General features: G+C 67.1%; 21 protein-coding genes and 1 tRNA gene. 15 read left to right on the top strand and 7 right to left on the bottom strand.

Annotated elements, in window-relative coordinates; genetic code table 11:
• Window positions 1–113 precede the first annotated feature (113 nt).
• Complete coding sequence (locus VRZ77_RS13365) at window positions 114–908, top strand: polysaccharide deacetylase family protein (protein WP_414593149.1); 795 nt, start codon at window positions 114–116, stop codon at window positions 906–908.
• Window positions 909–923: 15 nt separating this feature from the next.
• Here VRZ77_RS13365 and VRZ77_RS13360 read toward each other — a convergent pair whose 3' ends face one another.
• Complete coding sequence (locus tag VRZ77_RS13360) at window positions 924–1,880, bottom strand: LytTR family DNA-binding domain-containing protein (RefSeq protein ID WP_414593148.1); 957 nt, start codon at window positions 1,878–1,880, stop codon at window positions 924–926.
• Window positions 1,881–2,000: 120 nt separating this feature from the next.
• On the opposite strand from VRZ77_RS13360, the gene VRZ77_RS13355 reads away from it, so the two are divergent.
• Window positions 2,001–2,657 carry a methyltransferase family protein gene (locus tag VRZ77_RS13355; RefSeq protein ID WP_414593147.1) on the top strand — a complete coding sequence of 219 codons (657 nt, stop codon included), beginning with the start codon at window positions 2,001–2,003 and terminating at the stop codon, window positions 2,655–2,657.
• Between the two features lie 126 nt (window positions 2,658–2,783).
• Here VRZ77_RS13355 and VRZ77_RS13350 read toward each other — a convergent pair.
• Window positions 2,784–2,868: transfer RNA gene (locus tag VRZ77_RS13350), tRNA-Leu, on the bottom strand.
• Window positions 2,869–3,073: 205 nt separating this feature from the next.
• Between VRZ77_RS13350 and lipB the strand changes: the two genes are divergently transcribed.
• Window positions 3,074–3,793, top strand: coding sequence for a lipoyl(octanoyl) transferase LipB (gene lipB, locus VRZ77_RS13345; protein WP_414593146.1), 720 nt, complete (start codon window positions 3,074–3,076; stop codon window positions 3,791–3,793).
• Between the two features lie 6 nt (window positions 3,794–3,799).
• Here the strand turns inward: lipB and VRZ77_RS13340 are convergent, their stop codons facing one another.
• A complete protein-coding gene (locus VRZ77_RS13340; RefSeq protein ID WP_414593145.1) occupies window positions 3,800–4,084 on the bottom strand; it encodes an acylphosphatase in 285 nt (94 codons plus the stop codon).
• A gap of 159 nt (window positions 4,085–4,243) precedes the next feature.
• Here VRZ77_RS13340 and mgtE point away from each other — a divergent pair, with 159 nt between their 5' ends.
• From mgtE to VRZ77_RS13325, 3 genes are all read left to right on the top strand, one after another.
• The gene (mgtE, locus tag VRZ77_RS13335; protein ID WP_414593144.1) at window positions 4,244–5,644 is read left to right on the top strand and encodes a magnesium transporter; all 1,401 of its coding nucleotides are present in this window, start codon (window positions 4,244–4,246) and stop codon (window positions 5,642–5,644) included.
• Between the two features lie 144 nt (window positions 5,645–5,788).
• Window positions 5,789–8,056: a putative bifunctional diguanylate cyclase/phosphodiesterase gene (locus VRZ77_RS13330; protein WP_414593143.1), complete on the top strand. Its 2,268-nt coding sequence runs from the start codon at window positions 5,789–5,791 to the stop codon at window positions 8,054–8,056.
• Between the two features lie 18 nt (window positions 8,057–8,074).
• Window positions 8,075–8,872, top strand: coding sequence for a YdcF family protein (locus VRZ77_RS13325; protein WP_414593142.1), 798 nt, complete (start codon window positions 8,075–8,077; stop codon window positions 8,870–8,872).
• Between the two features lie 5 nt (window positions 8,873–8,877).
• Here VRZ77_RS13325 and VRZ77_RS13320 read toward each other — a convergent pair whose 3' ends face one another.
• Both VRZ77_RS13320 and VRZ77_RS13315 read right to left on the bottom strand, forming a co-directional pair.
• Entirely contained in the window at window positions 8,878–9,195 is a 318-nt protein-coding gene (locus VRZ77_RS13320; RefSeq protein ID WP_414593141.1) for a DUF3253 domain-containing protein, read from the bottom strand.
• The gene (locus tag VRZ77_RS13315; protein WP_414593140.1) at window positions 9,192–9,881 is read right to left on the bottom strand and encodes a DUF599 domain-containing protein; all 690 of its coding nucleotides are present in this window, start codon (window positions 9,879–9,881) and stop codon (window positions 9,192–9,194) included. Before VRZ77_RS13315 ends, VRZ77_RS13320 begins: the two co-directional genes overlap by 4 nt.
• Window positions 9,882–10,167: 286 nt before the next feature.
• On the opposite strand from VRZ77_RS13315, the gene VRZ77_RS13310 reads away from it, so the two are divergent.
• The 4 genes from VRZ77_RS13310 (at window position 10,168) to VRZ77_RS13295 (ending at window position 11,944) form a co-directional block, all read left to right on the top strand.
• On the top strand, window positions 10,168–10,293 hold the full coding sequence (locus VRZ77_RS13310; protein ID WP_414593139.1) for a hypothetical protein: 126 nt from the start codon (window positions 10,168–10,170) through the stop codon (window positions 10,291–10,293).
• 252 nt (window positions 10,294–10,545) lie between these two features.
• Window positions 10,546–11,220, top strand: coding sequence for a glutathione S-transferase family protein (locus VRZ77_RS13305; RefSeq protein WP_414593138.1), 675 nt, complete (start codon window positions 10,546–10,548; stop codon window positions 11,218–11,220).
• A gap of 35 nt (window positions 11,221–11,255) precedes the next feature.
• On the top strand, window positions 11,256–11,690 hold the full coding sequence (locus VRZ77_RS13300) for a DUF1489 family protein (protein ID WP_414593137.1): 435 nt from the start codon (window positions 11,256–11,258) through the stop codon (window positions 11,688–11,690).
• Window positions 11,691–11,758: 68 nt separating this feature from the next.
• Entirely contained in the window at window positions 11,759–11,944 is a 186-nt protein-coding gene (locus tag VRZ77_RS13295) for a hypothetical protein (protein WP_241616102.1), read from the top strand.
• Window positions 11,945–11,965: 21 nt separating this feature from the next.
• Here VRZ77_RS13295 and panC read toward each other — a convergent pair whose 3' ends face one another.
• The gene (gene panC / locus VRZ77_RS13290) at window positions 11,966–12,841 is read right to left on the bottom strand and encodes a pantoate--beta-alanine ligase (RefSeq protein ID WP_414593136.1); all 876 of its coding nucleotides are present in this window, start codon (window positions 12,839–12,841) and stop codon (window positions 11,966–11,968) included.
• Between the two features lie 183 nt (window positions 12,842–13,024).
• Between panC and VRZ77_RS13285 the strand changes: the two genes are divergently transcribed.
• Window positions 13,025–13,762, top strand: a complete 738-nt coding sequence (locus tag VRZ77_RS13285) for a VWA domain-containing protein (protein WP_414593135.1) — start codon at window positions 13,025–13,027, stop codon at window positions 13,760–13,762.
• Window positions 13,759–14,469, top strand: a complete 711-nt coding sequence (locus tag VRZ77_RS13280; RefSeq protein ID WP_414593134.1) for a DnaJ domain-containing protein — start codon at window positions 13,759–13,761, stop codon at window positions 14,467–14,469. Before VRZ77_RS13285 ends, VRZ77_RS13280 begins: the two co-directional genes overlap by 4 nt.
• Before the next feature lie 12 nt (window positions 14,470–14,481).
• On the opposite strand, the gene VRZ77_RS13275 is transcribed toward VRZ77_RS13280, so the two are convergent.
• Entirely contained in the window at window positions 14,482–16,203 is a 1,722-nt protein-coding gene (locus VRZ77_RS13275) for a D-alanyl-D-alanine carboxypeptidase (protein WP_414593133.1), read from the bottom strand.
• Window positions 16,204–16,593: 390 nt separating this feature from the next.
• Here VRZ77_RS13275 and VRZ77_RS13270 point away from each other — a divergent pair, with 390 nt between their 5' ends.
• From VRZ77_RS13270 to clpA, 3 genes are all read left to right on the top strand, one after another.
• Entirely contained in the window at window positions 16,594–16,932 is a 339-nt protein-coding gene (locus tag VRZ77_RS13270; RefSeq protein WP_414593132.1) for a phasin family protein, read from the top strand.
• Between the two features lie 446 nt (window positions 16,933–17,378).
• Window positions 17,379–17,711, top strand: coding sequence for an ATP-dependent Clp protease adapter ClpS (gene clpS, locus VRZ77_RS13265; RefSeq protein WP_414593188.1), 333 nt, complete (start codon window positions 17,379–17,381; stop codon window positions 17,709–17,711).
• A gap of 31 nt (window positions 17,712–17,742) precedes the next feature.
• Complete coding sequence (gene clpA / locus VRZ77_RS13260; RefSeq protein WP_414593131.1) at window positions 17,743–20,175, top strand: ATP-dependent Clp protease ATP-binding subunit ClpA; 2,433 nt, start codon at window positions 17,743–17,745, stop codon at window positions 20,173–20,175.
• Window positions 20,176–20,221 lie beyond the last annotated feature (46 nt).

Here is a 20,221-nt window from a genome sequence, read left to right as displayed (position 1 = left end):
GGCGGACAAGGGCGGGCATGCCGGTTTTGCAGGGCATTCCCGCCAATCGCGTCATTCCATCTCGCGCGAAAAGGAGCTAGGCACGGGTTCCCGATACTGGCTTGGAATTTGAGATGCCGTCGCTCTCCCGGCTTGCCGCTCTGCTCATCGCGGCCTCCTGCGCCTTGCCGCTGGCGGCCGGAGCTTCCCGTGCCGCGGCCTCCTGCGAGGGTAAGCTCGGCACCTCGCGGGTGATGGAGGTCGATCCGCGCGGCCTTCAGGTCGGCACCAAGCACTTTCCCCAGACGCTCGATCTCGCCGAGGGCGAGGTGGTGCTCACCTTCGACGACGGACCGTTCCCCGCCACCACGCCCGCCGCGCTGAAGGCGCTGCGCGAGGCGTGCGTGCAGGCGACCTTCTTCGTGGTCGGCCGCAATTCGGCGGCGCATCCCGATCTGCTCAGGCGCATCATCAAGGAAGGCCACACGGTCGGTCATCACAGCCAGACCCACCCGATGACGCTGGCGGACCTGCCTTACGACAAGGCGGTGGCCGACATCGAAAAGGGCATCGCCTCGGACGAGAAGGCGGCTTACGGCACGGCTGGCGCGCATCCGCGCGTGCCGTTCTTCCGCTTTCCCGGCTTCGGCTCCTCGCCCGAGTTGCTCGACTATATGAAGACGCGCGGCATCGGCGTGTTCGGGGCCGACCTGTGGGCCGGGGATTGGGTGCAGATGACGCCCGAGGTGCAGCTCCATCTGGTGATGGAGCGCCTTGCTCATGCCAAGCGCGGCATCATCCTGTTCCACGACACCCGCGCGCAGACCGTGAAGATGCTGCCCGCCTTTTTCGCCGCACTTCAGGCCGGCGGCTATAAAGTGGTGCACATCGTCCCGGCTGCAACCGCGACCGCTGCCGGGCCGCAATAGGCACAAGACAACCGCTTATCGGCCGACTTCCCGAGCGATCATGGGCCGATCCGGCGACGCGAAGGCGTCGGAGACGTCCTGAAGATAGCGCTGCGACACCGGCACGCGCCGTCCGCCGCTGAGCCGGACGATTCCCGTGCGGCCGGTGCGTTCGAAGCGCTCCACTGCGCTGTCGGCCACCCACCAGGAGCGATGCACCTGCCGGCCGGGCACCGGCTGTGTGTTCGCAATGGCGTCGCGCAGGCGCGTTAACACCAGCGCCGAGCCCTGTGTCGTGTGCACGCGCACATAGTGATCCTGCATCTCCAGGCAGACGAGCCGACCGCGATTTTCGGGAGGAAGCTGCGCCAGCAGCGGGCAGGCCAGAGCAGACGGTGCCTCCGGTGGGGGCACATGGTCCTCATTCGGTTCGATCAACGGCCGCCCCGCGACCCGCGGCGACCGCATCAGCGGCGCGATTAACACGTCGCTCAGTGGAATCATGGCCGAGCCGAGCAGCACGATCTGGAAGTAAAGCTCGGTGATTTCGGCCACGGAAGGTTTCCAGCCGTGCAAGGTCTCGATCGCGAAGCCTGCGACGCCGATCATCGGCACGGCGGCAAGCGCGAGGGTGACGGCGCGTCGCCACACATTGCCGAGCGCGGCGATCATCCTGCTGCGGGCGACCAGTAAATCGGTCAGCGCCACCAGCATGAACCAGCTCGCCAGTACGCCGCTCCAGAAGCCCATCCGCGCGAGGAAGCTCTCCTCAACGAGGTCGAACGGGCCGATCCAGCTCAAAGCGGGGCTCAGGGCCAGCGCCACCATCATCTCGGCCGAACGCTGCCGGAACCACAGCTCGTCCCAGACATTCGCGAATTCGCGCATCGCCAAAGCTTCCCTGCCGCCCCTGTCGTCACGGTAGCGAAGAATCTGACGCAATTGCGAAGCCGCCATGGCGCGCGATGGGCGGGAGCAGAGCAATGCAGCCATCGCTTGTCTTCTAGTCCATGGATCGAGTTCGCCCGTGACCCTGCCCGTCGTCCCCCGCTGGCCCGTGCGTCGGCCTGCTTTCGCCGCTCTTCCGTCATTCCGCTATCGGGGATGGTTTCGATGAGAGTGGCTGACGAGCAACCCCTCGCCGTCGGTGGCGCCCGCGCGCGGCGCATCTATCTCGACCAGCACGCGCGTATCGCGGTGCTGGGCACCTGCGTCGGCGTTGTGGCGGCGGTTCTGCTGGTCTCGCGGAGCGTCTGGACGCCGGAATCGGCTGTGCCGAGCCTGCTGAGGGCTGGCGGTCAGTGCCTGATCCTCACGGGCGTGCTCGGCCGCCTGTGGAGCACGCTTTACATCGGCGGGCGCAAGAACGCGGCGCTGGTCATCGAGGGGCCTTACTCGGTCACGCGCAACCCGCTCTATCTGTTCTCGATCATCTGTGCCGCCGGGGCGGGACTCGCGCTTGGCAGCCTCGTTGCGGCGCTGGTGCTGGGGAGCGTCACCTGTTTCCAGCTCCGCCGCACCGCGCGGCGGGAGCAGCATCTGCTCGCCAGCCATTTCGGCACCGCCTATGCGGCCTATGCTCGCCGGGTGCCGCTGCTCTGGCCGCGCCTCGCGCTATATCGGGAGGCGGAGGCGCCGCGCTTTCATCCGCGCGTGCTCACCCGCGCGCTGCGCGATTCGCTTCTGTTCCTGCTGGTGTTGCCGATCGCGGAAATCATCGATTATGCGCGCGCGGCGGGATGGCTGCCGCGCCTGCTGCCGCTGCTCTGAGCACGGCAATCTTTCACGGAAGGTGAGGGGAAGGGCCGTTTCGCGGCCTGCTACCAGCCGCCGGGGCAGGGCGGCCCGGGCCGGCTCCTACGTTCAGGCATCGAACGAATGTGCACCTGAAGAAAATGGTGCGGTCGAGAGGACTCGAACCTCCACGGTGTTACCCACTGCCACCTCAAGGCAGCGCGTCTACCAATTCCGCCACGACCGCATCGCCAATCGCCGGAAAAGCCGAAGAGTGGCTCCCGACGCGGGCGGGCATCGTCTAACAGATCGCCTGAGCGTCCACAAGACCCGCGAGGAGCAGTTCCGCACAGGGCTGTGAACAGTCGTGCGGGCTCGTCATCCTTGCTCTGCATGCCGGCAGGGCAGACAGCGGGCGCGGCGATGATTATGTGTGTGGGCAGGAGCCGCACATGAACACCACCGAGACCATGCGCGCGCCTGCGCGGCAGGAGCTGGAAACCACATTGCTGCCGTCGCCCGGCGCGGCGCCGGTACGCTGGCGCGTGTCGGACGGTCTTGTCGATTATTCCGAGGCGCTGGCGGAGATGGACCGCCTCGCCGAGGCGATCGCGAGCGGGCGCGAGCCGGAGACGGTCTGGCTGCTGGAACATCCCCCGCTTTACACCGCCGGCACCAGCGCGCGGCGCGAGGATCTGGTGGAGCCGGAGCGCTTCCCGGTGTTCGAGACCGGCAGGGGCGGGCAGTTCACCTATCACGGCCCCGGCCAGCGCGTAGCCTATGTGATGCTGGACCTGAAACGGCGCACGCCCGACCTGCGGCGCTATGTGGCGACACTGGAGGAATGGCTGATCCGTACGCTGTGGTCGTTCCATGTCCGCGGCGAGCGGCGCGAGGACCGCGTGGGGGTGTGGGTGGTGCATCCCACCAAGGCCGGTCCGGGCGAGGACAAGATCGCTGCTCTGGGCATCCGCGTGCGGCGCTGGGTGACCATGCACGGTATCTCGCTGAACGTGGACCCCGAGCTGTCGCATTTCGAGGGCATCGTACCGTGCGGCGTGCGCGAGCACGGTGTGACCAGCCTGGTGGAACTTGGCCTGCCGGTGACCATGGCCGATGTTGACATCGCCCTGCGCCGCGAATTCGAGACGCTGTTCGGCCCGACCGAATAGCTGGCCTCACACGGTCGGCCGCACCTCGAAGCCGACGTCCCCCGATCCGGCAACCTCGGACACCTCGATGTCGCCGACGCTCGCCGCCGGCGGCCCCTGACGGCAGGCGGCGATCATCTGTACCACCGCACCGGCCTCGCCTTCGATCTCGGCTTCCACCGTACCGTCGCGGCGATTTCGCACCCATCCCCGCAAGCTGCGGCGACGTGCCTCGCTCGCCAGCCAGGCCCGGTAGCCAACGCCCTGAACCCGGCCGTGAACCAGCAGGCGGACCGCCTTTTCCGCCGTCATGATACCGCCCCGCGCACGGTCCCGTGCCGAGCGGCGCGCCTGTGCGGGAAGCCGGTCGTTTCCGGGCGCCACGCGGGGCGAAAGCCGATTTGCGTTCGGCGCAAATGCTTCATAGAACGAACCCATCCCTCGATTCAGTGGCCGAACCCGGAGTGCGGCATGCGCGACGAAGACGAGCTCGCCGGCGCTCCGGCTGCGCGCCCGCCGGAGCCGGAGCGCAACCCGGCCGAAGAGCCCGCCTTCATCGAGCGCGTGGTCGCCGCCGTCGACGAGGGTGACGTCGACGCGCTACGCGCGCAGATCGCCGACCTGCACGAGACCGACCTCGCCCGGTTGCTGGAAGCGCTGCCCGCCGCCGAGCGGCCCCGCCTGATCGAACTGCTCGGCTCGGACTTCGACTTTACCGCGCTCACCGAGCTCGACGAAACCGTCCGCGTGCAGATCCTTGAGGAACTGTCGACCAAGACCGTGGTCGAGGGCGTGCGCGACCTCGATTCCGACGATGCGGTCTACATTCTCGAAGACCTCGACGATGCCGACAAGCAGGAGATTCTCGGTCATCTGCCGACGCTTGAGCGCGCTGCGCTGCAGCGCAGCCTCGACTACCCGGAAGAAAGCGCCGGCCGGCGCATGCAGACCGAGTTCATCGCGCTGCCGCCGTTCTGGACCGTGGGGCAGACGCTGGATTATCTCGGCGAGACCGAGGGGCTGCCCGAGACCTTCTTCGAGGTGTTCGTGGTCGATCCGACCTACCGGCTCACCGGCTCGGTGCCGCTCGACCGGCTGCTGCGCACCAAGCGCGGCATGAAGCTCGGCGACGTGGTGACGCCCGACCGCCACGTGGTCAAGGCGGTGGACGACCAGGAGGACGTCGCGCGCGTCTTCGAGCGCTACAACCTGATCTCCGCGCCCGTCGTCGACGATGCCGGCCGTCTCGTCGGCGTGCTTACCGTCGACGACATCGTGGACGTGATCCAGGAAGAGGCGGACGAGGACCTGAAGGCGCTGGGCGGCGTCGCCGGCGACGAAGAACTGTCCGACAGCTTCTGGTACATCGCCCGCAGCCGCTTCTCCTGGCTGCTGCTGAACCTGATCGCCGCCAACATCGCGTCCTTCGTGATCTCGCTGTTCGAGAACGAACTGCAGCGAATGGTCGCGCTCGCGGTGCTGATGCCGATCGTCGCCAGCCAGGGCGGCAATGCCGGCACCCAGACCATGACGGTCGCGGTGCGCGCGCTGGCGACCCGCGATCTGCGCCCGAGCAACGCCCGGCGGGTCATCGCGCGCGAGCTGCTGGTCGGCCTGTTCAACGGCGTGGTGTTCGCGGTGATCATGGCCGGCGTGGTGTTCGCGCGCTTCGGCATCGCCGATCTGGGATACGTCATCGGACTCGCCATGATCATCAATCTGGTGGCGGCGGCGCTGGGAGGTATCCTGATCCCTCTGATGCTTGATCGGCTGAAGGTCGATCCGGCGGTCTCGTCGGGGCCGTTTGTGACAACGATCACCGATGTTGTCGGATTCTTCGCCTTTCTCGGCATAGCGTCGCTGTGGTTCTAAATACCGCAAAGGGCACTGGAAAAATCCCGCCGCTTCGCGCAGCATTAACCGATCGCGTCTAGATTGCTCCGTGAGCGGGAGGAGCTAATGAGGACGCCCACCGGCGCCCTTCATCGGGCTCCGCCAAAAGGTTACGTGTCGGTCATGATGCGTGGATGGTCTTCCGAAGGCTTGCGCGGCTCGGTGTCGATCCGGGCCGGCGACCGGATGATCGCCGCGGTCATTCTGGTCATCCTGGCGGCGGTCGTGGCCATGGGCGCATTCTCGCTGCTGGCCGCCGAGCGCATCGACGCGGCTGCCCGCGTCCGCGGCACCGAATTGGTGCGTAATTCGCTGGAACGCCGGGCCGTGTCGCTGCAGCGCGATCTCGCGAGCTTCGCCCATTGGGACGAGTCGGTGCTGCGCACCGCCTATTATCTCGACACCGAATGGGTGCATCGCAATTTCGGCCGCTGGCTGCATGACACCCAGCAGCACGACCGCTCCTATATCGTCGTCGAGAGCGGGGTTGCCTACGCATCCATCGACGGCGATCTGGTCCCGCCCGACGTCGCCACTTTCGACGAACACGCCATCATGCCGGTGGTCGAGAAGGTGCGGGCGTCCTATCTCGACCGCGTTAGCCGCGTCGAGCGGATGGCCGAGGCCGCTCCGCAGGACCTCGGCAACCTGCAGCCGGTTTTTGAATCCGGCTATGTTCGCGTGGAAGGCCGACCGGCGCTGGTCGGTGCCATCAGCATCACGCCCGATTACGGTCGGGTGGTCTCGCCGGACCACATGACGCCCATCGCCGTTACCGTGCTGTTCCTCGACGAGGGATTCCTGCGCGACCTGCTCGGCGAATTGCAGATCGTCAAACCGGCCATCTCGGACCAGCCGCCGCCAGCCGACTTTGAAGCGGTGGCGATCCCGTTCGCAAGCGCGAACGCGGTGCCGGCCTGGCTGAGCTGGCAACCCGAAAATCCCGGCGGCTCGCTGATCCGGGCGCTGCTGCCGGCGCTGCTCGGGACGGCGGTTCTGCTGCTGTCCTCGGCGGCCATCGTGCTGTGGTACGCCCGCCGCGCCACGCAGGACCTCGCCCATAGCGAGGCGCTCGCGACCCATCTTGCGTATGTCGATCCGCTCTGTGGGCTCGCCAACCGCGCCATGCTGATGCGCGAACTGGATTCCCGCATCATGGAACTGGAGAATGGCGAGCGGCTTGCCGTGTTCTTCCTCGACCTGGACGGGTTCAAGGACATCAACGACACGCTGGGTCATCATGTCGGCGACATGCTGCTGATGGAGATCGGCACGCGGCTCCAGACCCTGCCGTTTCCCGACGGCGTGGCCTCGCGCTTCGGCGGCGACCAGTTCGTGGTGCTGGTGCCGGTGGGGCCGGGCCCGCAGGCAGTGGCCGAGGCCGGCGCGGTGATCATCGACACCGTGCGCCAGCCGATGTCGATCGCCGGCCAGACCATGGTCGTCGGTGGCACCATCGGCGCGACGCTGGTGCCGGACCACAGCCGCGAGGCGACCCAGCTCATCCGCCTCGCCGACATCGCGCTCTACCGCGCCAAGACCGAGGCCCGCGGCACGATGATCGTGTTCGAGCCCCAGATGGAAAGCGAACTGCTGCGCCGGCGGGACATCGAGCTCGAACTGCAGCGCGCCCTCGTGGAGAACGAACTGACCGTCTATTACCAGCCGCAATTCTCGGTCGACGGAGAAAGCGTGATCGGGTTCGAGGCGCTGGTGCGCTGGATTCACCCGGTCAAGGGCCTCATCTCGCCGGCCGAGTTCGTGCCGATCGCCGAGCGTACCGGGCTCGTGACCGAGCTCGACATGATGGTGCTGCGCCGCGGCTGCGAGCAGGCGAGGGGCTGGGGTGAAACGCGGCTGGCGGTCAACCTGTCGCCGGTTGATTTCCGCGCGCCGGACCTTGCGGGCGCTGTGGCGGCGATTCTCGCGGAGACGGGCTTTCCGGCGGAACGGCTGGAGATCGAGATCACCGAGAACCTGCTGTTCGAGAACCAGCCGGAGGCGTTTGCCGCGCTCTCGGCACTGCGGCACATGGGTGTGCGCATCGCGCTGGACGATTTCGGCTCCGGCTATTCCTCGCTCGGCTATCTGCGCCGCTTCCGGGTCGACACCATCAAGATCGACCGCAGCTTCACCCAGAACATCGCCCACACTGACGATGCCGCCGCCATCATCGATTGCGTGGTGCGCCTCGCGCGCGCGCTGGCGATCACGGTCACGGCGGAAGGGGTCGAGACGCGCGAGCAGCTTCGCTACCTGCAATCGGTCGGTTGCCACCATGTGCAGGGCTTCCTGCTCGCCGGGCCGATGCCGGTGGAGAGTGTCGGGCGCTATCTTGAGCGCACGGCCAGTCCCAACAGCGTGACGCACCACCGCCGCCAGCGGGTGTGAGGAGAACGGCCCGGACGCATGTTCTTTCAGCTTTCCAAGATCTTCTGGGCGATCGCCGTCCCCTCGACCTTCCTGACCTTCGTTGCCCTGCTCGGTGTGGTGCTGCTGCTGTGCCGGCTGCGACGCACCGGCCTCTCGCTGATCTGCGTCGGGCTCGTTGGCCTCGTGGTATTCGGTCTCGGTGCTCCGGGACGGGCGATGATGGTGCCGCTGGAGAACCGCTTCCCGATCTTCGTCGACGACGGCAAGCCGGTGCACGGCGTCGTGGTGCTCGGCGGGGGCGAACTGCCTCTGGTCACTCAAGCGCGGGGGCAGGCGACGTTCCAGGAGGCTGGCGAGCGCATCACCGCGCTGGCGGACCTTGCCCGCCGCTATCCGGACGCGCGCGTGGTGTTCTCGGGCGGCAATGGGGAGCTTGTCCCCTCGGCCCGCATGAGCGAGGCCGATGTGGTGCGCATGGCGCTACCCCAGCTCGGTATTTCGGTCGAGCGCGTCAGCTTCGAGAGCCGTTCGCGCAACACCGCCGAGAACGCCGCCTTCAGCCGCGATCTGGTCGATCCCAAGCCGGGCGAGCGCTGGCTGCTCGTGACCTCGGCCTATCACATGCCCCGCGCCATGGGTTGTTTCCGCGTCGCCGATTTCGACGTCACGGCCTATCCGGTGGACTTCCGCACCACCGGCCATCCACGCTGGACCGAGCCTTTCCGCAATGTGGCCGAGGGTTTGGCCTTCACCGACCTTGCGCTGCGCGAGTGGGTCGGGCTCGCGGTCTACTACCTGACCGGCCGCACCGACGCGCCGATGCCCGCTCCCTGAACGGGTTACGCTTCGTCGCGCTGCGGCAGGCCGAGCCGGTAGACGCCGCGGAAATTCTCGGGATCGACCGGCTTGCCCTTGCGATAGATGACCAGCCGTCCCTCGCGCGCGAGGCGAACCGCCGCCTGCCGGACCGACGGCAGCAGGCGCTGCCAGTCCGCGCCGTCGGCGAGCGTGCGCGCGACCTGTTCGGGGGCGATGCTGCGGCCGGCATCGGGCTGGCCGGCAGCGGCGAGGATGGCGTCGGCCACGGCATCGGCGGCGATCGGATCGGCGGAATCGGCGCCTTCCGGCGCAAGATCGGCGGTCATTTCGGCGGTCATAGCGGCTCCTGATCGTCGAGCACCCAGTGGGAATCCGGGCCGAATTGCCGATTGGTCATCACGATGAAGATCGCGAGCGTGGCGGCCATGAAGGCCCAGGCGTTGATGTACCAGCCCAGATAGCCGATGGCGAAGAAGAACGAGCGCTGTCCCCGGTTGAAGTGCCGGCCGGCCAGCGTCGCCATGCGCGCGGCCTTGAGCACATGGGCCTTGGCCTGCGGGGTGTGGGCCTCGGAGGGAGGGGGCGTCGAGCCGAGCAGGATGGTGGTGTAGTTGAACAGCCGGTAGGCCCAGCCGAACTTGAAGAACGCGTTGGCGAAGATCAGCGTGATGCCGAGCGTCTTCAGCTCCCAGCTGGTGCGGTGGGGCGAGACGAAGGGCAGGTCCGCGAACAGCTTCATCACCGCGTCGGTGGATTGCAGAATCGCGAGCGCGGCGCCGATGGCCAGCAGCGAGGTTGAGGCGAAGAACGCCGTGCCGTTTTGCAGCGCGGCGACGATCTGGGCGTCGACGATGCGATTCTCGCGCGACAGCATGCGCTGCATCCACTCGATCCGGTAGGCGTCCATGCGCCGGTTGAGCGTGCGGCGCTCGGACCAATCGCCCTCCATCAGGTAATGGTAGGCGATCCAGGCGGCAATGAAGGCCGCAAAGGCAATGGCATCGAGAAAACTGAAACCCATCATGGGGTTGGACCCGTCTTTCCAGCGGCTGCCCGGGCGGGAGGCGATGCCCGGCCGGCGCAGGATGACGGCCCGCACGCCGCGGTTCAAGTGCGGGCAAGGGGAGGCCGCATCGCGCTGCGGCATGCGCGTCCCACGCACGAGACCTGCGCCTGGTGCAGTGGATTGTGACGATATTGCGATTGCGAAATCGGTAACCTTTTATTAAATATTGTTTCGTTCCGAGCGTCGGACAGGGAGTCGTTCCCACATGTCGGCGCGGTGGCAAGGTTTAATCCCGGAGTTCCACATGAATTCGGTTTCCGAGCGCTCCTGTTGGGGAGTCGCACGCTGGGCCGTTGTGGCGTTTTTGACGGCAGTTGCACTGGTTTACCTGTTCGGCGGCTTCCAGTCCGCCACCCAGATGGCCAGCTGACACCGGGCTTCCGGTTCAGTTCCGGCACATCGCCGCAGCGACCCGCGCGGCACCGCCCCAGCAATTGAAAGCCCCGGTTCTCAAGCCGGGGCTTTTTCATTGTGCGGCGCCCGCGGCGGCACACGCTACGGCGCCCGCGCCGGTGTGCGGTTCCCATTGCGGGCGGTGATGACGGCCATCAACATTGCGCGTTTGCCGAACGTCGCCGGCTGGCCGATGCTGCTCACCTGTTCAATCGCACGGGGGATGGCGATGGCGCTCAGGCTCATCATCGGAAACAAGAATTATTCGTCCTGGTCATTGCGGCCCTGGCTGGCGCTGACCGCCTTCTCGATTCCCTTCGAGGAAGTGCTGGTGCCTCTGGACGCGCCGGACTTCAAGGAGCGCGTCCGCGAGCATTCGCCGGCTGGCAAGGTGCCGGTGCTGATCGACGGCGAGGCCGTGGTCTGGGAATCGATCGCGATCCTCGAACATCTCGCCGAGCGTTTCCCCGACCGCCCGCTCTGGCCGTCCGAGCCGGCCGCCCGCGCCCATGCTCGCTCGCTGGCGACCGAGATGCACAACGGCTTCGGCGGCGTGCGCTCTGCCTTCCCGATGAACCTCTGGCGCCCGGTCGAGGCGCGCGTGGTGCCTGAGGCCGCTGCCAGCGACCTGCGCAAGATCGGCCGCCGCTGGCTGGAAGCGCGTGACCGCTTCGGGCAGAGCGGCCCCTTCCTCTATGGCGCCTTCAGTGCCGCCGACGCGATGTATGCTCCGGTCGCCACCCGCATCCGCACCTACGCGCTGCCGATCGAGCCGGAACTCGACGCCTATGTCACGGCGATACACGAGCACCCGGCCTTCGTGGCGTGGAAGGATGCCGCGCTGAAGGAGACCGGGATTCTCGCCGAGGACGAGGTCGACTGGCCCGTCGTGAAGCGGGTATAGAGGGGCCTCCTCCCGTCGCCGCCTGCCGGAATGCCATGCCCCTTCATCTGCTCAAGCTCTGCGTTGGTGCCGAATCGATCCAGGACCTTGAGGAGTGGATCGTGGAGAAGCGCGCGGAGAAGGCCGCGCGCGGCGAGGCGGTCGAGACCTTCCACACCACGCGCATGGTGCCGACGCGTACCGGCGAGCTGCTGGATGGCGGCTCGCTGTATTGGGTGATCAAGGGGGAGACCGCGTGCCGGCAGGCGCTGGTGGATATCCGCCCCTTTGTCGACAGCGACGGCATCCGCCGCTGCCGGCTGATCCTCGATCCCGTCGTGCACCGGGTCGAGCCGCGCCCGCATCGTCCGTTCCAGGGCTGGCGCTACCTTCAGCCCAAGGAGGCGCCGGCGGACCTCGGCGCGGGGGGCGCGGCGCCCGTGCTGCCGGAAGAGATGCGCCGGGAATTGCGCTCGCTCGGGCTGATCTGATCGCGCGCGGGAGCAAATCCGCCTTTCATGCGTTGCCTTTGGGAAGGCAGAACGCAGAGGAGGCGAAGATGGCCGACAACATGACGCATCAGGATTCTGACGATCATCGCGTCGTCGAGAATGGCGAGGTGGTGGTGAAGGCGGATACCGAGGAGCGGCAGGCGGTGGAAGTGAAGCCGATGCGCTACGTGCTCGGTATCGGGCTCGCGGCCGTGATCATCGGCATGGCGATCAGCTATATCAGCTTCACCTGAACCCGCTGACCTGATCTTCCGTCACAGCGGGACGGGAATATTGTCGATGAGCCGCGTGGTGCCGATCCGCGCGGCGACCAGCAGGCGCAGCGGGCCCTCGGTCACCGAGGCCACCGGCGCCAGCGTGCGGGCGTGGCGCAGTTCGAGATAATCGAGCGCAAAGCCTGCCGCGGTCACCTGCACCCGCGCGGTCTCGACGGCGGCGGCAGGCTGCGCGCCTTCGGCGATGGCCTTTGCCGCCTGGGTCAGCGCGCGGTGGAGAACTGGCGCCGTCGCGCGCTCAGTGGGCGAGAGATAGACATTGCGCGAGGAGAGGGCGAGACCGTCCGCCTCGCGCACCGTCTGCACGCCTTGGATGGTGACCGGCAGATCGATGTCGCGCGCGAGCTGGCTCACCACGGCGAGCTGCTGGTAATCTTTCTCGCCGAACAGCGCGATATCCGGCGCAACCTGTATCAGCAGCTTGGCAACCACGGTGGCGACGCCGGCGAAATGGGTCGGGCGAAAATCGGTCTCCAGCCCCAGCGCCGGGCCGGCGAGCGAGATGGTGGTGCAAAAGCCGTCCGGATACATGTCGGCCGCCGACGGGACGAAGGCGAGCGCGACGCCGGCGCCCTGCGCCTTGGCGAGGTCGGCTTCCAGCGTGCGCGGGTAGCGGCTGAGATCTTCGGTCGGGGCGAACTGAGTCGGGTTCACGAAGATCGAGAGCACGACCATATCCGCCTGCCGGCGCGCGGCCTCCATCAGCGCGACATGGCCGGCGTGGAGCGCGCCCATGGTCGGCACCAGCGCGACGCTCTTCCCCGCCTTTCGCCACGCGCCTACCTGCGCGCGCAGATCGGCGACCGTGTGGACGACCGCAACGTTCGGAGAGAAGGCGGGGGCGGTGGAAGGCATGTGAGCGGCTCGCAACTGTCCCGTCCGGGCGCGCGAACCTATCAGACGAAGGTCGCGGGTCAACCAGGCCTCGCCGTCGATGGCGGTTGCGGGCGGCGGTCTTTACCCTAACTTAACCCTGACATCCGGCCGTGCCGGGCCACGATTCCCGTGGCTGCGGGCGTGCCCGCGTTTCGAGACACGATGAGTTCCGACCTGAAGAAGACCCGTCCCGACAAGCTTGCCGCCGAGCTAGCCGGCGCGCCCGCTTCCGCCGGCGTTGCGGCGTTCCTCGCCGAGGTGAAGGCGCGCCCGCCGGTGGCGGCGTCGCAGCGCGGGCGGCTGATCTTCGCCATGGACGCCACCATGAGCCGGCAGGCGACCTGGGACCTCGCCTGCGCGCTGCAGGCCGAGATGTTCGAGGAGGCGGCCGCGGTCGGCGGGCTCGACGTGCAACTCGTCTATTATCGCGGCCTCGATGAGTGCCGCGCCTCGCCCTGGATCACGGAGCCGCGCAAGCTCGGCGCGATGATGGCGAAGATCGACTGCCGGGGAGGGCGCACCCAGATCGGGCGCGTGCTCGGCCATGCCGGGCGCGAGGCGGCGAGCGGGCCGGTGGGGGCGCTGGTCTTCGTCGGTGACGCCATGGAAGAGACGGTCGACGAGCTCTGCGCGCAGGCCGGGGCGCTCGCGCTGCACGGCGTGCCGGTGTTTCTGTTCCAGGAGGGCGCCGACCCGCATGCCGAGCGGGCATTCCGCGAGATCGCCCGGCTGACCAAAGGCGCCTGGTGCCGCTTTGATGCCGGCGCCTCGGCGCAGCTTCGGGCGCTGCTGAGGGCGGCAGCGAGCTATGCGGCCGGCGGTCAGAAGGCTTTGACCGCGCTGGCGGGTGCCTCGCCCGGCGCCCGGGCCCTGATCGCCGCCATGCAGGACGCGCGATGATCACGCTGCTGATGGCCGCCATCATCGTCGGGCTGCTCTATTGGGGGCTGAAGTCGTTCAGCCGCAGCGACCCGAAAAAGCTCGCGCGGCTGGCCCGCAGCGGCGGCGGCTGGGCGACGGTGCTGCTCGCCGGGTTTCTCGGCGCGCGCGGGCAGATCGCCACCGCGATCCCGCTCGGCCTGTTCGGCCTCTCGCTGCTGGGCTGGAATCTCGGGCAGCGCATGCCGTGGCGCGGCATTCCCGGCCGTTCGCGCCGCACGCCGGGGCGGACATCCACGGTGCGCACCGCCATGCTGGACATGCGGCTCGACCATGACAGCGGAAAACTGAGCGGAACGGTGATCGCCGGGGCTCTGGCGGGGAGGGAACTCGACGGGCTGGAGACCAGCGCCGTCGCGCGTCTGGCGCTGGAGGTCGATGCCGAAAGTCGGCAGCTACTCGAAGCTTATCTGGACCGCCGGGCGCCCGGCTGGCGTGAACACGCTCAGGGCGAAGCGGGCGGGGGGAATGCTCATCCGGCGCGCCGCGGCGCGATGACGGAAGAGGAGGCCTACGAAGTCCTGGGGCTTCAGCCGGGGGCGGGGCCGGACGACATCCGCAAGGCCCACCGATCCCTTATGAAGAAACTGCATCCCGACCAGGGCGGGTCGAACTATCTGGCCGCCCGGGTGAACGAAGCCAAGGATATCCTGATCCAGGGTCATTGAGCACGACCCCTCTCAGTTGCGGAAGACCATGCAGCCGAAGTCGCTGCGCTTCAGGGCCTGGCAGGCCTTGCGCGCGGCGGATTCGGCGTCGAAGCCGGCGAAACGGGCGCGTACGATCGGGGTCGAGCCCTTCACCGCGGTCTCCGTGTACGGGTCGACGTTGGACAGCGCCTGCGGCGCCTTGCCCTTGGCCTTGGCGAGCTGGGCGCGGGCGTCGGCCTCGGAGCCGAAAGCCCCGATCTGGATCGCCCAGCCCGAACGCGGCGCGGCGGCCTGACCGGCGGCCTGCGCGGCCTGGAGCGGGATGTCGCCGGAGCCGAGGCTCGCGACCTGCACCGGCTGCGCGGGCGCCGCCTTCTTGAGGGCCTGCTGGGCCGGAGCGGCGGCGACCTTCTGCGAGGACGCCTCGGGGCTGGAGAAGGACAGCGTGCCGAGAATGCCGGGCTGGTTGCTGAACGTCGCGGTGGGCGCGGCGGAGGGGCGGACCACGGCGACGGTCTTCACCGTGGTGGGAACGATCGGCGCGGCGGAGCCGGCGGCCGGCAGCGCGGCGGCCGGATCGATCGAGGCGACGCGGACCGGAGCGGCCGGCGGCGTCGGCACGGCGCCGGTCACCACCGGATCAGCCTCGGCCGTGGCGACAGGGCCGGCGGCGGAGGCCATGGCGATGCGCGGATTGCTCTGCGGCACGGGAATGACGGCCGGCGCAGCGGAGGCGACCGGCTCGATGAGGGCGACCGGGTTGGGCGCCGGCGTCGGGGCGGGAGCGCTGGCGATCTCGACCGGCGTGTCGTCGACGGCGCCACTCGGGGCCCGGTCCATGCGGGCGACCTGCTGGCGGCCGGAATAGGCCTTGGGCAGCGCCTCGGTGATGAGGGCGGCCATGCGGTTGTCGCGCGAGGCGCCGCTGGTGCCGCCGAGCACCACGCCGATCACATAGCGGCCGTCGCGCTTCACGCTGGTCAGCAGGTTGAAGCCGGAGGCGTTGGTGTAGCCGGTCTTGATGCCGTCCACGCCGTCGATGCGGCCGAGCAGCCGGTTATGGGTGCGGATGGTGGCGCCGCGATAGTTGAACGACCGGGTCTCGAAATAGGCGTAGTAGCGCGGGAAGCGCTCCTGCACCGCGCGGCCAAGGGTGGCGAGGTCGCGCGCGGTGGTCACCTGCTGCGGATTGGGCAGGCCGTGGGGATTCTTGAAGGTGGTGCGCGACATGCCAAGCTGGCGGGCGCGGCGGGTCATGAGCTGGGCGAAGCTGTTCGTGTCGCCGGAAATGTTCTCGGCGATCACCACGGCGACGTCATTGGCCGAGCGGGTGACGAGAGCCTGGATCGCGTCTTCGACCGAGATGGTCTGGCCGGCCTTCACGCCGAGCTTGGACGGCTGCTGGCGGGCGGCGTTGGCGGAGACCTGGAGCTGGGAATCAAGGCGCAGGCGCCGCGCTTCGAGCTGCTCGAACAGGAGATAGAGCGTCATCACCTTGGTGACGGAGGCGGGATGGCGCAGAGCGTCGGGATTGTCCTGATGCAGGATGCGCCCGGTATTGGCGTCGATGACGATATCCGAATAGCCGCGCTGCCAGACGCCGCTGTCGACGACGCGTGAAGCGGTCGGCTTCGCGACTGTCTTCTTCTTCTTCGTCGCCGCCTCGGCGACGCCGCCGCTGACCAGAGAAGCCGCCAGAAGCACCATTCCCGCACGCAGGAAATAGGTGCCGACACTGCCCGGAGCCCGCATGAATCCGTCCCGTTACTCACAGCCGGCTGACGCCGGATACCACCCAAGTCCTTGAACGTCCCGGAAAATGCCCGAAATCCGCCGCCCCGATCCAATCGGTGAGCGGGCGGGTGTTTCGAAAAACGTTGCCGGACGAACACTCCCCGAATGTTAGGGAGAGCGCGGTTACGAAGTCGTAAACCGGAGCTTATGAACCTGCCGGATTTGGCAATATCATGGACACCATGCGGCAGGCGTTGCGCGAGGGGTATCCGGTTGCGTTGTGCGATGCACAAAATTCTTGACGGCGATGGTGCGCTGCATTATTCATTGGTGCAGGGAGAAATTCCCGGGGCGTGCCAGCGCTAACGGCGCATGGGACGCGAGGAAGCACGATTTAGGAGGCGGCCCATGGTCCAGAACATCGACGAGCTACAGAAGCTCGGCAAGGATAACCTCGAGAACGCGATGAAGGGTTTCGGCGTGGTCTCGAAGGGCGTGCAGGCGATCGCCGTCGAAGTTGCCGACTATTCCAAGAAGTCCTTCGAGGATGGCACTGCCGCGGCTGAGAAGCTGCTCGGCGCCAAGACCCTCGACAAGGCGGTCGAGATCCAGACCGATTATTTCAAGGGCGCCTATGAGGGCTTCGTGGCCCAGGCGACCAAGCTCGGCGAGCTGTACGCTGACCTCGCGAAGGAAGTGTACAAGCCGTATGAGGGCATGATCGGCAAGCTTCCGCTTGCCAAGTGAATTCGTCGCCGCGTCACGGGACGTGTCTGGTCGGTTTGTGGGGGCGGGCAAAGGGTTTATGCCCGATCTTTTGAAGTTTCGAATTTTTATCGATCGGTCATGTTATTTTAGCTGATCCAGACAGACGCCCTGACGCGGCGGCGAAGCCTTCCAAAGCAGGCAATAAAGGCCCGGTTCACGCCGGGCCTTTTTGTTTTTGAACGCCGGCCGTGCGGTGCGTCATGTTCGCGCAATCTGCGAAGAGCCGCGCGACGCCTGCGTTTCCAAGGCGTGGCGACGGGCGATGCCGCATTTGTCACCGGATTGCGACAGGAGATGTTGGCGGAAGACTCTGGCGCGCTCCATCTGGCGTACCTATTATAAGTCTCGCGAACCCGGCCACCCCGGCCGGCCCGAACCGAGCCTCAATGCCCGTGCCTCATCCGCTCCGCTTCACCCCGCTTACGATGTCCGACGACGAGCGTCGCCGGCGCGGCGACAATGTGCCCGGGACGGCGGTGATCACGCGTACCAAGCCGCAGGTCAAGCGGCCGAGTCTCTATCGGGTGCTTCTGCTCAACGACGACTACACGCCAATGGAGTTCGTCGTGCACGTGCTGGAGCACTTCTTCGCGAAGAACAGGGAGGAGGCCACCCAGATCATGCTGCATGTGCATCAGCATGGCGTGGGTGAATGCGGTGTCTTCACTTACGAAGTGGCCGAAACAAAAGTCACGCAGGTGATGGACTTCGCCCGAAAGCACCAGCATCCTTTGCAGTGCGTCATGGAGAAGAAGTGACGCTCCGCAGCGGCTAAACGAAGAGGTCCCGATGCCTACCTTCTCCCGCAGCCTCGAGCAATCTCTCCACCGGGCGCTGGCGCTTGCCAATGAGCGTCACCACGAATACGCGACGCTGGAACACCTGCTGCTGTCGCTGGTCGACGATCAGGACTCCGCCGCCGTGATGCGCGCGTGCAATGTCGATCTCGAAAAGCTGCGCCGCAACCTCGTCGAATATATCGACACCGAACTCGACAATCTGGTCCAGGACGCGGGCGAGGATTCCAAGCCGACCGCCGGCTTCCAGCGCGTGATCCAGCGCGCGGTGATCCATGTCCAGTCGTCCGGCCGCGAGGAGGTGACCGGGGCCAACGTGCTTGTGGCGATTTTCGCCGAGCGCGAGAGCCACGCGGCCTATTTCCTGCAAGAGCAGGACATGACCCGCTACGACGCGGTCAATTACATCAGTCACGGCATCGCCAAGCGCGCCGGCATGTCGGAAAGTCGTCCTGTCCGCGGCGCCGAGGAGGAGACTGAGACGAAAGCGGGAGAGGATACCAAGAAGAAGGCCGACGCACTCGACGCCTATTGCGTGAACCTCAACAAGAAGGCGCGCGAGGGCAAGATCGATCCGCTGATCGGCCGCGACGACCAGATCCAGCGCACGATCCAGGTGCTGTGCCGTCGCTCCAAGAACAACCCGCTCTTCGTGGGCGATCCCGGCGTGGGCAAGACCGCCATCGCCGAGGGCCTCGCGCGGCGCATCGTCAATGGCGAGGTGCCGGAGGTGCTGCGCAAGGCCACGGTGTTCTCGCTCGACATGGGCACGCTGCTGGCCGGCACCCGCTATCGCGGCGACTTCGAGGAGCGCCTCAAGCAGGTGGTCAAGGAGATCGAGGCCTATCCCGACGCCATCATGTTCATCGATGAAATCCACACGGTGATCGGCGCCGGCGCGACTTCCGGCGGGGCGATGGATGCCTCCAATCTGCTCAAGCCTGCCCTGGCTTCGGGCACGCTGCGCTGCATCGGCTCCACGACCTACAAGGAATACCGCCAGTATTTCGAGAAGGACCGCGCGCTGGTGCGCCGGTTCCAGAAGATCGACGTGCCGGAGCCGACCGTGCCGGACGCGATCGAGATCCTGAAGGGCCTCAAGCCCTATTTCGAGGACTATCACCGGCTGCGCTACACCAACGACGCCATCAAGGCGGCGGTGGAGCTTTCCGCGCGCTACATCCATGACCGCAAGCTGCCGGACAAGGCGATCGACATCATCGACGAATCCGGCGCGGCGCAGATGCTTCTGCCGGAGGGCCGGCGCAAGAAGACCATCGGCGTGAAGGAGATCGAGGCGACCATCGCCACCATCGCCCGCATCCCGCCCAAGACCGTCTCCAAGGACGATACCGAGGTGCTGGCCGGGCTGGAGACCACGCTCAAGCGCGTGGTCTACGGGCAGGACAAGGCGATCGAGGCGCTGTCCTCCGCGATCAAGCTGGCGCGGGCCGGGCTGCGTGAGCCGGAGAAGCCGATCGGCTCCTACCTGTTCTCGGGCCCCACCGGCGTCGGCAAGACCGAGGTCGCCAAGCAATTGGCGTCGTCGCTCGGCGTCGAGCTGCTGCGCTTCGACATGTCGGAATATATGGAGCGCCACACGGTCAGCCGGCTGATCGGCGCGCCTCCCGGCTATGTCGGCTTCGACCAGGGCGGCCTGCTGACCGATGGCGTCGACCAGCATCCGCATTGCGTGCTGCTGCTCGACGAGATCGAGAAGGCGCATCCCGACCTGTTCAACATCCTGTTGCAGGTGATGGACCACGGCCAGCTGACCGACCATAACGGCAAGCAGGTGAGCTTCCGCAACGTCATTCTCATCATGACGACCAATGCGGGCGCCGCCGATCTGTCGAAGTCGGCCTATGGCTTCACCCGCTCGAAGCGGGAAGGGGACGATGTGGAGGCGATCAACCGCCTGTTCGCCCCCGAATTCCGCAACCGGCTCGACGCGATCATCCCGTTCGCGCACCTCACCAACGACATCATCGCGCTGGTGGTGGAGAAGTTCGTGCTTCAGCTCGAAGCGCAGCTTGCGGACCGCAACGTGACGATCGAGCTCTCGGACGACGCCACCGCCTGGCTGGTGGAGCGCGGCTATGACGTGCAGATGGGCGCGCGCCCGATGGGGCGCGTGATCCAGGAGCACATCAAGAAGGCGCTGGCCGACGAGGTGCTGTTCGGCAAGCTGAAGAATGGCGGGCATGTCCGCGTGGTGGTGACGAAGGACGAGGACGGCATGAGCGAACTCGGCTTCGAGTTCCCGGAAGGGCCGGTCACGCCGAAGCCGGACAAGATCGTCGCCGAGAAGCCCAAGCGCGCGCCGCGCCGCAAGCCGGCCGCCAAGGCGAAGAAGCCGGCCAGCGAGGCGAAGTCGCGCCCTTCCGGCTCGCGCGTGCCGAAGGTGCCGCTGGTCAAGGCCTGATCGCGGCATCGCTTCAACCGACACAGACGGCCCCGCCGGGAGACAC

It is taken from the genome of Ancylobacter sp. G4_0304 (assembly GCF_047501495.1).
Taxonomy (GTDB): Bacteria; Pseudomonadota; Alphaproteobacteria; order Rhizobiales; family Xanthobacteraceae; genus Ancylobacter.
This window is presented reverse-complemented; position numbering and strand designations above follow the sequence as displayed.